We start from the raw sequence: 12,523 nt of genomic DNA, 5'->3' as shown, positions 1-12,523 counted from the left end.
AGGACAACCTATTTTGCGCCGAGCCGTTGTCCGTCATCCTGGTCTCGTAGCCAAGGGCTACCACCACCATTTTCCCAAGGCGAACTGCGTAGCCGCTCGACGACTAACGCTGGCCGGCCGCATGCTGCAGCCGTGCGATCAGGTCGCGGTTGCGACAATAATCTGGCGGAGCATCGGCTTGCTCGTGTCGATCGAGCCAAGTCGAGCATTCGTCCTGATGGCCGCAGGATCGGCAACGGTTGACCGCCCGATCGGTTACTGATGCATGGTCCGGCACCACTTTCAACTGCCTGTCGACACCCAGCGTCCGCATCATGCGTGCCATCCAAAGCTGCCCTGGCGTCGACTGAAATCAGGTAATCGAGAAAGCTCATCTTGGACACTCCTGCCTTTTGAGACTCATAGCCATGCAGACAGCCGACGACATGATCTCGATAAACAGACGGAGCCGTTGCCATGCCAAGGCGGCGAAGGGGGTAGATTGAAGTTCCTGACCCACCGCCGCGCACTCGGCTGCTGGGACGTCGACCCATCAATACGACATGAAGCGGTTGATGCCGCTTTCCTCAATCAGCGAGCGCGTCACTCCGCCGAACGCCCATTCCCGCAGACGGCTGTGCCCATAGGCACCCGAGACGATCAGGTCCGCATGGATCGAGCGCGCAAATGTCAGCAACCGGTCGCCGTCAGCGTCGCCGGCGATCAGTTCGGTTCGTGCCATGATGCCGTGATGTTCGAGAAAAACCGCGACATCGGCAAGGCTGTCGCGGATGCTCTCGTCGTGGTCCGTATCGATTGTGGCAACGACGACTTCGTTGGCCTTGGCCAGAAGGGGCAACGCATCTGCTATCGCCCGCCGCGCTTCCCTGGTGTCCTTCCAGGCAACAAGAACGGTCTTTGCCATGACATGCTCGACATTGCTCGCGGCAACCAGGACTGGCCGGCCAATACCAAGTACCAGGCTGCCGACGTCCACTGCACGAAAGACATTTTCCCCCTTCTCGCTGCCGGTGACAATAAGATCGGCGGATCGAGCCGAAATGCTCAGGAAGCGGGTTGGACTGCAAACAGCTTGCCCCCACTCGCTAAAGATCGAAGCAGGAACCAGCCTCTCGAATTCGGCTCGCAGTTCGGCAAGCCGCTTTTCGATTTCCGTGCGCTGGATCTGCATGATCTCGCCTTCGTAGACCATACCGTCGCCAGTCGCGACCAATGGTGGGACATCTGCAGCCGCCAGACCGATGAGACGGGCGCCAAACCGTTCCGCAAGCCCGATCCCCAATTTCACCAGGGCCGCCGGAGGTGCATCCACGGCGAGATTCACGATGATTGACTTGTAGGACATGATGGATGCCTTTCGCTGGACCGGTGGAATACGATGATGAAATGCATCCATCGGCGCTCAACGCCTTGATGCGCGTCAAAGAACCCGCCAACAGCATCTGTGCGAAAAACGTCGGCCTCGATCCGTTTTGCCTGTACGGAGAGAAGTGATAGTTAGCCTTGTTGCAGGAGTATCGAAACTAGGAATCCCAGGTGAGCCAAGACGAAGCGCTTATTTTGTCGGTCGGCTCGACAACGCTTAAATCGGTCTTGTCGCAAATGTTCGAACAAGCCCGAGCTTCATGGCTCTCATGTGTGAGCCAAATCATGTCTTCGAACTGACCAATACTGCCTACCAACGGCTGATCGGCCACAGGCAAGTGATTGGAAAGTCCGTGCGGGAGGCCCTTCCCGAGCTCGAAGGCCAAGGCTTCTACGAACTACTGGACCAAGTGTATGAAACGGGTGAGCCGTACAGGGGACGGGCGGTGAAAGTCGCGCTTCGCAAGGATGACGAACCTGCCGAAGAGCGCATTCTCGATTTCGTCTATCAGCCCATCAAGGCCGACGATGGCCGCATTACGGCTATCTTCGTCGAAGGCACCGATGTTAGCGAGCTTTCCTTCGCAAACGCAGCTCTTCTTTTGCGCGAGGATCATTTGCGTTCGATTCTGGCGACAGTGCCGGACGCGATGGTGGTCATCGACGAGCAGGGTGGGATTCAATCCTTCAGCACCGCTGCCGAAACGCTGTTCGGCTACCAGTCAGGCGAAGTCATCGGTCAAAACGTGAAAATGCTGATGCCCTCGCCCTACCGCGACGAGCATGACGCCTATCTGCTTCGCTACCAGACGACGGGAGCGCGCCGGATCATCGGGCTCGGCCGCACCGTGACCGGGGCACGCAAGAATGGCACGACTTTCCCGATGGAGCTTTCCGTTGGCGAGATGTATCCGGGGACCGGACGTTTCTTTACCGGCTTCTGCCGCGACTTGACCGAACGCCACCGGCAGAAGCAAGAATCCAGGAGCAGCAGCAGGAGCTGCTGCACAGCGGTTCACCGCACTCGGCGAGATGGCCTCGACGCTTGCTCATGAGATCAACCAGCCGCTCACCGCCATCACGAACTACCTCAAAGGCAGTCGCCGGCTGCTTGAGAAGAGCCGGGACGAGAATGCGTCGCGAAATCCTGCATGGCCTCTTGAAACGCCTGAACTGGATCGAGCTTCGTTCGGCGCTGATCCTGGCAGTGATGACCGCGATCGTCCTGCCCCTGCTGCCAAACCGGACACTGGACCGGTGGGGTGGCTTCAACCCGTGGGAGGTCTGGTTCCTCACGGTGCTGATGGCGTCGATATCGTTCGCTGGCTATGTCGCCGTCCGCGTTCTTGGAACCACGCGCGGCCTGCTCGTCAGCTCGCTCGTCGGCGCCATCGTCTCTTCAACCGCCGTAACCGTGGCGCTGGCCCGCAATGCCGCGTCGGCAACCAATCCATCGCCGCTTGCAGGCGCAGCTTCGCTGGCGGCGGTGGTTTCGTTGCTACGCGTCTGCGCCGTGGTTCTGATCATCGAGCCGAGCGGTTCGTTTCGGTCGGCATTCCGGCAATCGCCGCAGCACTCTCCTTCGCTGTTTTCGGCGCATTGCTGATGGCCCGGGATAGCGGAGACCGCGAGGGCGGCGCGATCGCGCGCAATCCATTCGAACTAGGCCCGTGCTGCTCTTCGCCGTGCTCTTTGCGATTGTCGCGACCTCGAGCGCCGCGTTGGCTGCTCAATTCGGCGGACGCGGCTTGCTGGCGAGCTCGGCGCTCGCAGGCACATTCGATGTCGATGTCTCAGTGCTCAGTGCTTTGCGCCTGGTCAAGCATTCGGTCCCTGTCGAGACAGTGGGCCAGGCGGTGCTCGCGGCGCTGGCAGCAAACGCGGTCGGCCGGCCTGTCGCTGGCAGTATTTGCCGGCCCGATCAGGTTCTGGTTGCCGCTGGCCGGCGCAACCCTGATCGCCGCGACCGCCGGTGCTTGCGCGATGCTGCTGCCGAGCCTCTGAGACAAGCCAGACCCTCATGCGTTCTTTGATGCCAATCGAAGGCCAAGTCCTGCCGGCGCTTTATGACACTCCATCAAAGGAGTTCGCCATGGCAGATCTGATGGATCTTACCCCGAAATTACGCAATGTCCGGCTGTTGCTTGCTCGCGAGAAAGACCGCCCGGCAGGTGCCCGCAAAGAGGGCTATGACGTGCTCCCCCCATTGACCGGCGACGGCCGAATCGACGCAGACAAGTGGAAACCGAACAGGGCGTAACCGGGCGTGCGCCTTCGCGATCAACGCTCCAGTGCCACCTTGGGCGGGCATCTAGGTATTTTTCCGTAGGGACATAACCGAATTTCGCGCCTCGCGGATTTGCGCGATTGCTGTGCCACGGACCAACCGGGAAAACAGCCATGCACGTCTACACGACCTCCAGGATCTCAGTATCGTCGCAGTCCGCTCAGTCGAGCCTGCCAGAGGCTCTCGACGCCGCATCCCTGCAACCGATCAGCTTCTTTCCCGCCGGCGCGGAAATCTACGCCCAGGGCGAGAAGGCAGGAAGCTTCTACCAGGTCGAATTCGGCGCCGTTCGCGTCTATCGCCTGCTTGCCGACGGCCGGCGGCAGATAAGCGCTTTCCATCTGGCCGGCGAGACCTTCGGTTTCGAAGCCGACACCACCCATCATTTCTTCGCCGAAGCGATTAACGCCACGGCTGTCCGCGTCTTTCGGTTCGTTGCCGGCGCGGACCTCTCTAATCGGTTGCTGCCATTGGCGCTCAAGGGGCTGACAAGGGCGCAGGAACACCTGCTGGTTCTCGGCCGCCAGAACGCCATCGAACGCGTCGCCGCTTTCCTGGTGGACATGGCGGAACGGCAGGGCGGATTGCGGCAGGTCGAACTTCCGATGTCGCGCATGGACATCGGCGATTATCTCGGCCTCACCATCGAGACGGTATCGCGGATCTTCACCCGGCTGAAGGACAAGGGTGTCATCCGCCTGCTCGGCCTGCGCAGCATCGAAATCGTCAGGCACGATGCGCTTCATGCGATGAGCGAATGAGCTGCGCTTCGACTGCTGGATGGTTCTAGCACTTCAGACCAATTGACAGCGGGGCACCAAGAGCAAGATAGCAGCGCGGAGGACATCTTGCCGCTGGAAGACTGAGGAAACAGCGGGCAAGTCTATCGGCGTTCAGGCTTCGGGAGGAAGGCATGGACCGGCACATGGCCATATTGCATGCCGACCGTATTCAAGCATCGATCGCATCGGATGCCGCTGCAAAATCGGCGCTGGTCGCTTCGTGGCGGCGCTCGGCCTCGTTGCACAGGCTTGATCCTGCAGGCCAGAAATCACCCCGGCGGTTGACGGATATCGAATTGAGCGTCGCCCGGCAGAAGGTCGAGCCTCTGCTCGCTGCCGCCCAGTCCAGTCTCGACAGGCTCTATCTTGCCGTCGGCGGTGTCGGCTGCTGCGTGTTGCTGGCTGATCGCGATGGTGTCCCGGTCGATCGCCGTGGCGCACCGGTCGACGACGAGACCTTTCATTCCTGGGGCCTGTGGACCGGCTCGGTGTGGAGTGAACACAGCGAGGGCACCAACGGCATCGGAACGTGCCTGGTTGAGCAGCGCGCACTCACCATCCACCGTGATCAGCATTTCTTCACCCGCAACACGCTGCTCAGTTGCACCACGGCACCAGTCTACGATCATTTGGGCAACCTTGTCGCCGCGCTCGACGTGTCGTCCTGCCGGGCCGACCTGACGGAGAGCTTCGTCAATCTCATCGCAATGGCCGTCAATGAAGCCGCCCGCCGTATCGAGGCCGACAATTTCCGCATGGCGTTTCCGAAGGCGCGCATCCTGCTAGCGCCGGTCGCCGACAGGAGCACGGGCGCGCTGGTGGCGGTCGATGCCGACGATCTCGTGGTCGGGGCGACCCGCGCCGCGCGGCTGGCGCTTGGCATCACGCCGGATTGCCTGACGAAGCCATTGCCCGCCACAGACTTCCTGGGCGACGCGCCGGCAGCATCGAAAGACTTGACGGAAGCCGAGCGTTCCGCCATCCAGCGCGCGCTTGCCCGGTCAGAAGGCAACGTTTCCGCAGCCGCGCAAAACCTCGGCATCTCTCGCGCCACGCTGCATCGCAAGCTCGCCCGGCTCGGCATTCGCCGCCCACATTGATGTTCGTGTCCCGACCTGTCGCAGTTTTGCGACAGGTCGGTCTGGTCCGGCGCCCGGACGGGGCTGACATTGCGGCATCCATCCTGCAACGCTTTCGACCGGAACGTCCGCATCCCGCGGCGTCGCTTTCGGGAGGAAGACATGAACAAGGTAGAATTTTCGCGCGCGGTCAAGGTCCCCTTTGCCAAGCGCTATGGCAACTTCATCGGCGGCAAATGGGCCGAGCCTCGCGCCGGCCGGTACTTTGACAATCATTCGCCGGTGAACGGCCAGCTGTTGTGCGAGGTCGCTCGTTCCGGCGCGGCCGATGTCGAAGCCGCGCTCGATGCCGCGCATGCCGCCAAGGACGCCTGGGGCCGCACCAGCGTTGCCGAACGTGCGCTGATCCTCAACCGCATCGCCGACCGCATGGAGGACAATCTGGACCTCCTCGCCCTCGCCGAGACTTGGGACAATGGAAAGCCGATCCGCGAAACGACCGCCGCCGACGTGCCGCTCGCCGTCGATCATTTCCGCTATTTCGCCGGCGCACTGCGCAGCCAGGAGGGCAGCCTCTCCCAGATCGACGACGACACCGTTGCCTATCACTTTCACGAGCCTCTTGGCGTGGTTGGCCAGATCATTCCCTGGAACTTCCCGCTGCTGATGGCGTGCTGGAAGCTGGCGCCCGCGATTGCCGCCGGCAACTGCGTCGTGCTGAAGCCGGCCGAGCAGACGCCGGCCTCGATCCTGCTCTGGGCCGATCTGATCGGCGATCTTCTGCCGCCAGGGGTCTTGAACATCGTCAACGGCTTCGGCCTTGAAGCCGGCAAGCCGCTGGCCTCCTCGCCGCGCATCGCCAAGATTGCCTTCACCGGTGAGACGAGCACCGGCCGGCTGATCATGCAATATGCCGGCCAGAACCTCATTCCGGTAACCCTCGAACTGGGCGGCAAGTCCCCCAACATCTTCTTCCGGGATGTGCTCGCGGAAGACGACGACTTCTTCGACAAGGCAGTCGAGGGCTTCGTCATGTTCGCGTTCAACCAGGGTGAAGTCTGCACCTGCCCGAGCCGTGCTCTGATCCACGAGTCGATCTACGACCGCTTCATGGAGACGGCGCTGAAGCGCGTGCAGGCGATCGTGCAGGGCGATCCGCTCGATCCGGCCACCATGCTCGGCGCGCAGGCGTCCTCGGAGCAGCTCGAAAAGATCTTGAGCTACTTCGACATCGGCCGTCAGGAAGGCGCCCAGGTGCTGACCGGCGGCGGGCGCGCCGAACTTCCGGGTGACCTTGCTGGCGGCTATTACGTCCAGCCGACCGTGTTCAAGGGTCACAACAAGATGCGCGTTTTCCAGGAGGAAATCTTTGGACCGGTGGTCTCGGTCACCACCTTCAAGGATGACGAAGAGGCGCTGTCGATCGCCAACGACACCCTCTACGGCCTCGGCGCCGGTATCTGGAGCCGTGATGCAAATCGCTGCTACCGCTTCGGTCGCGCCATCCAGGCGGGCCGCGTCTGGACCAACTGCTACCACGCCTATCCCGCGCACGCCGCGTTCGGCGGTTACAAGCAGTCCGGCATTGGCCGCGAGACCCACAAGATGATGCTCGACCACTATCAGCAGACCAAGAATATGCTGGTCAGCTACAGCCCGAAGAAACTCGGCTTCTTCTGATCGCTCCCGCGGCTCTGCCACAATGATCATTTCTAACTGGGCGATGACGCCGATGAGCGACGTAGCCGCGACCTTAGGGATCGAATCTTGGAATTTAGAGCTTCGGTCATCGCAAAGACCTCGGCTTCGCAAGCTATGAGATGCTCAGAGTCTAGACCCGTAGTAGGCACTGATAGTTGCGATGGCATCGGCTCGCCTGCGGTCAATACCTGAATTCCGGTATTGGCGATCATTCGCGCCTCCATCCGCTGCTGAATTCGACATAACAGCAATGAGGTATATCGAGCTCGTTGCCACTCGCTCCATAGCCTCAAAGCGGTTCTGTGGTTTGGGGGCCCGGTCTTTCGAGCTCATCGCGTTGCCGGCCGATGAAGAAGGGCAAAGTCGTGGTATTGTCGGAATCAACCATGATCCGAGCTCCAAACAGCTTGGGTTGTGGTCAGGCCGAGCGACGTGTTCGTGCACGTTGTTCGGCCGCAAAGCGCAAACCACAATTTACGTACATACCGCGCATTACGGACATTCGTCATTGTCAAACACGCCCGATGCTATTGATAACAAAACTGAGCGCTTCGAACTGCGGCTCACGGGTGACTTGCTTGCCCGCGTTGACGATTGGCGCCGAAATCAGCCCGACCTTCCCACCAGATCGGAGGCTTTCCGCCGACTTGTCGAGGCTGGTCTAAGTTCTAAGACAACCGACAAGCCAGAAACAGGCGGCACATGACTCAAGACAAATTGGCAGAGCGCTCCGGCCTGATCGACCGCTATATAGGCGCCATTGAACGCGCTGATGTTCCGGCAAGTGGTCTTGGGCGCATCGCCGACGCGGTAGTCTAGGATAGGGAGCCGGAAGCACTCATTCGCAAAGCGAACGGCAGTCATTCAGAATTGGTCCGCGCGTACCGGCTGGCGAGCGCGCCGTAAACAGCGCCGTAGCGAGCGAGCGGCGGGTCTGCGCCTCCCTCCGGCCGCAAGGTTTGCGACTTCCCGAAAGCAGACCTTCGTCCCTAATGCCCTTTACCAATTCGGATCACGACGCTGAAGATCAGATGGGTTCGCGAGAGGTGGTCGACGCGCAGTAGCAATGGTCTCGTAAGGCGTCACGTACGCCATCTCGAAGGCTCCGCCCAGATCCTTGGTCATTGCAAGCAGTGCGGTGCCGATACCGAGTTTGGGAAGCAGTCTTGAATGGGTGACTAGGTGGGTGGCGATATCGACCATGGCGTCCTCCTGTAGCCACGAGCATCGCCTAGGTTTACGCACAGGTCCTTGGCGCGAACCTGAAAAATCCTGAACAACACTGAAGTTCGCTTTCGCCGTCGCTTCAGCTAAGCTGCTGTCCTTGGACGGGGCACCTTTCCAATGGATATCCACTTCGGACATTACCGGCTGAAACGCGCGAAACGGCAATTGCTCGGCCCGGACGGACCGATAGAGCTTCCAGCGCGTTGCTTCGATATCCTCGGCACTTTGCTGAACAAGGCTGAATCCGTGGTCGGGAAGACCGAGCTCTTCGACAGCGTCTGGCCGGACATGGTGGTAGGGGACAATACCCTGCAGGTACAAGTGTCTGCGCTGCGCAAGGCGCTTGACCCCGGCATGATAGTGACCGTTCATGGCCGGGGCTACAAATATGCCGGGCCGCGACCTGTGGAGGTTGATCCCGATGACTTCGATGGATCCGAGCTGCATGGGAGCCTGACCACCGCCATTCGGCCTGCCGACCGCAAGACCACAATTGCCGTACTCTCGTTCAGCAACATGAGTGGTGATCCGGATCAGGAATATTTCAGTGACGGGATCACCGAGGATCTAATCACGGAATTGTCGCGATACCGTCCCCTTGCCGTCGTCTCGCGCCACTCCTCTGCCTGCTTCAAGGGGACAACGGTCGACATCAAGGAGATCGGGAGCAGGCTCGGAGCGCACTACGTCGTTGAGGGCAGCGTGCGCAAGATAGGCGCAAGCGTCAGGGTAACTGCCCAGCTTATCGAAACCGTGACCGCCAGGCACGTCTGGGCAGAACGATATGACAGGATGGCTCGGGATTTGTTTGCCGTGCACGACGAGTTGGTCCGAAGGCTTGTCAGCGCCATAGTCGGTCAAGTGGAGCAACACACGGAAATCCGGGCGAAGACAAAACGAAGTGAAAGCCTTGATGCATATGATCTCTGGTTGCGCGCGATGCATGGGTCCGATGTCTGGACACTCAATGGCAACGCTGCCTGCGAGCGGTTGCTCGAAGAGGCGATAAACAAGGATCCGATGTTCGCGCGAGCGCATGCAAGCCTGGCCTTTTGCCACATACGCACCTCTCAGATGTCACCGGGTTCTCCAAACATCCGCAAGATCGAGGAGGCAGCGCTTCGAAGCGCGGAACAGGCTGTCCGGCTCGATGCAGCGGAGGCGCGAGCACACCATGCGCTGGGATGGAGTCACCTCTATCTTGGTGAGTTCGAACGCGCCCGGTCGAGGTTCGCCATATCAGCTTCGCTCAATCCGAACGATGCAAGCCTCTGTATCGATCGTGCGCTCGCACTGGCGTTTCTCGGCGAGCAAAATGCGGCTGATGAAGCAGCCGAGATCGCTGCGATTCTGCATCCTCTCGGCGGCGATTGGTTCTCCGCCGTGCGAGCAATTGTTCACGTCACTGCCAGGCGTTACGACGCCGCTGAAGAGTACTTCGCATTGGCGCCGAGAACCTGGCCTGACATCCTGGCATTTCATGCCGCGAACCTGACCTACCTCGGCGATCGGCAACGGGCTTCGGAACTCATGCGACAGGCTCTCGAGAGATTTGGCCTGCTGTGGTGCGGATCCTCGCCAGCTGTGCAATATGAAGATTTCATCGGCTGGTTCTTCCACGTCAACATGTTCCGGCGTCGGGAAGATCGAGAGCATGTCGACGCAGGCCTGCCGAAGGCGGATCTAATCGCAGCCGGCAGGCACGATGCGCAAGGTTAGCTACAAAGCAGCCGCCCGCCCACAGTCCCATGCCGGGCGATCGCCGCAAGCAGACGCCGGTTGCGGCGAGTCCGTAGGTCGACGCGCAAGCAGTTCGTATTCGTGCTGACGTTCGCTTGTCATACTGGCGTCCCCCGGATGAAAAAGCAGGCCCTTGGCGCAATCTGAAGCCGAGCGGCTCATCGCTACTTTAGAGGCATCTAATATAAATATCTGAAAGGGTGCCGTCTAGGCGCATCCTCATTGGACTTCCCAGAAGTCCTTCAGCGAGGCGTGACGTAGCTTCTCCTCGCCTTTAAGGAACTTGACCCGCCCACCAAACCCGGCTTGAGCCATTCGGGCCTGCTCTTTGGCTAACCTTTCGGCGGCGGTGCGCCGGCCTTGCCCTGAACGCGGTCCCATAGCGCCCGCTTGTCGGCAATGAAGGTGGCAGGTTCAAAAATCAGCCGTTCAGCAGATCAGCGGTCTATCCGCTCGCATTCATCAAGTAGGCCACCAAGCTCCAGGCAGAGATCGACGCGGCCGAGGCTGTTGGCCTTGTCGTCAATCCCCATGCGTCGGTTGTAAGCCGACACCGTGTCCTTCAATTGGGACACCCGACCGGCCTCGTGACCGCTGGAATAGGCGAAACCCGCGATGCAAAGACTTGCGGTGATTGCAAGAGCGGCGGTCTTGGCGTTCATTGGCATTCTCGCCTTCGAATCGACTTGGGGAGCGATCAATGGAAGACAGTTTGACTGAAATAGCGGCGCGGCTCCAGATGCTCTGGAAGGTTTGGGCTCCCGCAATCGGCCTCGGCGTTGCCGCCGCCATCGGGATGATTTGGACCGTTTATCTGCCGATAGTTGGGCTTCGCCATCTGCTCGGGTACAACTAGACCTATCCTCTATGGCACAAAATCTCAGCCTAACCGATGGCTTCACCTGGCCCGCCATCCACCACAACGTCGCGCCATGCTGTCTGCGTGGTGAGCCCGTCCACCGCTGCAACGACCGTTGGGCAACGTCCCTGCTATTCGCATGCCAGGCCCCCGCGAGTTTCAGATTTGGATGTACCGCCGAGCCTTCCAATCGAACGACACGCCGGCCGGGGTCCTCGCGCCGCTTTTTTGCGCCTTCGTGCCGGGCCTGCTGACGAGTTCAAGACCCACACGCAGGACTTGCCGAGGATCAGGAAGGCGAAGCGGTGATCGAGCACAAGCGTGCTCTTGCACGGACCGGACGTTAACACCAACTGCGGCCCAGCTAATTTCGCTTGCGGCGCTTCTATTAGCTTGAGCGCATATTTCGTCGGCCTGTGAGCCTATCCGTAAGCTGGTTAGGCGGCGACTTTGGAGGTGAACCATGCCCATGTATCTCTCCCGATTCAGCTATACGCCCGAGACATGGGCGCGCTTGATCCAAAATCCCGAGGATCGACGCGAGGCGGCCCGGTCTTACATCGAGTCAGTGGGCGGAAAGCTGCATGGGTTCTGGTATGCCTTCGGAGGGCGCGATGGCTGGAACCTGTGGGAGGCGCCAGATAACGTTTCGATGGCATCCGTCGCGCTTGCCATCGGTGCGGGGGGAGCGCTCAGCTCGTACGAGACCACCGTCCTCCTAAGCGTCGAAGAGACGATGGAAGCCCTTGGGAAGGCGAAGTCCATCCGGTATCGCCCGCCGGCATCGTAGAGGGCGTCCCAGAGTCTAGCCAGCGCGCGTTCCGCAACCCCCGCCGTTGTCAACCTCCTTCGCCAGAACCAAAGCCATTAGCTTTGTCCTTGGCGATCGGCCTCTCACGCCTTCTTCGCAAACGCCCAGACCATCAGTGGGTATTCCTCGTCGTTGCTGAGATCGCGCCACAGGCCGTAGGCGCGAACGGGGCCGCCGATATGGGCCTTGGCGCAGGCCTTGTTGCCCCAGCCGTGGACTTTGACGTTGGCTTCCGCGAAGCCGCCCTCAACCATCAGCTGTTTGAGGCCTGCGGGCGTCCATCGGTTGTAGTCGTGCGGCCTAGCGTGCACCCGGAACAAGAAGGGCGTTGCCACCATCGCCCAACCGCCGGGCCTCGTCATGGCGTGGATGTTATCCACCGCCGCCTGCGGCCGGCGCACATGTTCCAGCACCTGGTCGGCGATGACGATCGAATATTGCTCGTCTGTGCGGTCCCTGCAGATTGTCGAAGCCGGGGAAATCGACCGAGCGGTAGTTGGGGCACATCGCCCGCCAATATCGGTTCCAGCCGGGCGAGATCTCGATCACGTCGGCGGCCTTGCGGTTGCCGGCTTCGAGAAAAAGCGTGAATGCCTCGATCTGGCGGATGCGCAGCCAGTTGCGGGAATCATAACCGATTAGCCGTTTTACGGCGCGTTTGCTTTGGCTTTT

12 protein-coding genes and 4 pseudogenes are annotated in these 12,523 nt (G+C 60.5%); 11 read left to right on the top strand and 5 right to left on the bottom strand.

Going from position 1 to position 12,523, the window contains the following annotated elements; genetic code table 11:
- Positions 1-103: 103 nt before the first annotated feature.
- Complete coding sequence (locus EOA19_RS36265) at positions 104-313, bottom strand: DUF6455 family protein (RefSeq protein ID WP_245486453.1); 210 nt, start codon at positions 311-313, stop codon at positions 104-106.
- Between the two features lie 219 nt (positions 314-532).
- The gene (locus tag EOA19_RS34050) at positions 533-1,345 is read right to left on the bottom strand and encodes a universal stress protein (protein ID WP_164780547.1); all 813 of its coding nucleotides are present in this window, start codon (positions 1,343-1,345) and stop codon (positions 533-535) included.
- A 5-nt stretch (positions 1,346-1,350) separates the two neighbouring features.
- Here EOA19_RS34050 and EOA19_RS35535 point away from each other — a divergent pair, with 5 nt between their 5' ends.
- The 8 genes and pseudogenes from EOA19_RS35535 to EOA19_RS34020 form a co-directional block, all read left to right on the top strand.
- Positions 1,351-1,494 carry a hypothetical protein gene (locus EOA19_RS35535; RefSeq protein ID WP_164780545.1) on the top strand — a complete coding sequence of 48 codons (144 nt, stop codon included), beginning with the start codon at positions 1,351-1,353 and terminating at the stop codon, positions 1,492-1,494.
- A gap of 42 nt (positions 1,495-1,536) precedes the next feature.
- A pseudogene (locus tag EOA19_RS36260) lies at positions 1,537-2,502 on the top strand (PAS domain S-box protein); the annotation flags it as partial.
- Position 2,503: 1 nt separating this feature from the next.
- A pseudogene (locus EOA19_RS36255) lies at positions 2,504-3,369 on the top strand (MgtC/SapB family protein); the annotation flags it as partial.
- An 88-nt stretch (positions 3,370-3,457) separates the two neighbouring features.
- Positions 3,458-3,625, top strand: a complete 168-nt coding sequence (locus EOA19_RS35525; protein ID WP_164780541.1) for a hypothetical protein — start codon at positions 3,458-3,460, stop codon at positions 3,623-3,625.
- A gap of 140 nt (positions 3,626-3,765) precedes the next feature.
- Positions 3,766-4,413 carry a helix-turn-helix domain-containing protein gene (locus EOA19_RS34035; RefSeq protein ID WP_127297808.1) on the top strand — a complete coding sequence of 216 codons (648 nt, stop codon included), beginning with the start codon at positions 3,766-3,768 and terminating at the stop codon, positions 4,411-4,413.
- Between the two features lie 152 nt (positions 4,414-4,565).
- Positions 4,566-5,534, top strand: a complete 969-nt coding sequence (locus EOA19_RS34030) for a helix-turn-helix domain-containing protein (RefSeq protein WP_127297807.1) — start codon at positions 4,566-4,568, stop codon at positions 5,532-5,534.
- A gap of 141 nt (positions 5,535-5,675) precedes the next feature.
- Positions 5,676-7,193: an aldehyde dehydrogenase gene (gene adh / locus EOA19_RS34025; protein ID WP_127297806.1), complete on the top strand. Its 1,518-nt coding sequence runs from the start codon at positions 5,676-5,678 to the stop codon at positions 7,191-7,193.
- A 711-nt stretch (positions 7,194-7,904) separates the two neighbouring features.
- Positions 7,905-8,033, top strand: a pseudogene (locus tag EOA19_RS34020) (transcriptional regulator); the annotation flags it as partial.
- A gap of 180 nt (positions 8,034-8,213) precedes the next feature.
- On the opposite strand, the gene EOA19_RS34015 reads toward EOA19_RS34020, so the two are convergent.
- Positions 8,214-8,417: a hypothetical protein gene (locus EOA19_RS34015; protein ID WP_127297804.1), complete on the bottom strand. Its 204-nt coding sequence runs from the start codon at positions 8,415-8,417 to the stop codon at positions 8,214-8,216.
- Between the two features lie 141 nt (positions 8,418-8,558).
- On the opposite strand from EOA19_RS34015, the gene EOA19_RS34010 reads away from it, so the two are divergent.
- Complete coding sequence (locus EOA19_RS34010) at positions 8,559-10,160, top strand: winged helix-turn-helix domain-containing protein (RefSeq protein WP_128306044.1); 1,602 nt, start codon at positions 8,559-8,561, stop codon at positions 10,158-10,160.
- A gap of 458 nt (positions 10,161-10,618) precedes the next feature.
- On the opposite strand, the gene EOA19_RS34000 is transcribed toward EOA19_RS34010, so the two are convergent.
- Positions 10,619-10,843, bottom strand: coding sequence for a hypothetical protein (locus EOA19_RS34000; RefSeq protein ID WP_127297802.1), 225 nt, complete (start codon positions 10,841-10,843; stop codon positions 10,619-10,621).
- A gap of 38 nt (positions 10,844-10,881) precedes the next feature.
- On the opposite strand from EOA19_RS34000, the gene EOA19_RS35520 reads away from it, so the two are divergent.
- Together EOA19_RS35520 and EOA19_RS33995 are read left to right on the top strand one after the other, a co-directional pair.
- A complete protein-coding gene (locus EOA19_RS35520; protein ID WP_164780543.1) occupies positions 10,882-11,037 on the top strand; it encodes a hypothetical protein in 156 nt (51 codons plus the stop codon).
- Between the two features lie 466 nt (positions 11,038-11,503).
- Positions 11,504-11,830, top strand: coding sequence for a GYD domain-containing protein (locus EOA19_RS33995; protein WP_127297801.1), 327 nt, complete (start codon positions 11,504-11,506; stop codon positions 11,828-11,830).
- A 104-nt stretch (positions 11,831-11,934) separates the two neighbouring features.
- Here the strand turns inward: EOA19_RS33995 and EOA19_RS33990 are convergent.
- Positions 11,935-12,523, bottom strand: a pseudogene (locus EOA19_RS33990) (methyltransferase domain-containing protein); the annotation flags it as partial.

It is taken from the genome of Mesorhizobium sp. M7A.F.Ca.US.010.02.1.1 (genome assembly GCF_004023085.1).
Lineage (GTDB): Bacteria > Pseudomonadota > Alphaproteobacteria > Rhizobiales > Rhizobiaceae > Mesorhizobium.
This window is presented reverse-complemented; position numbering and strand designations above follow the sequence as displayed.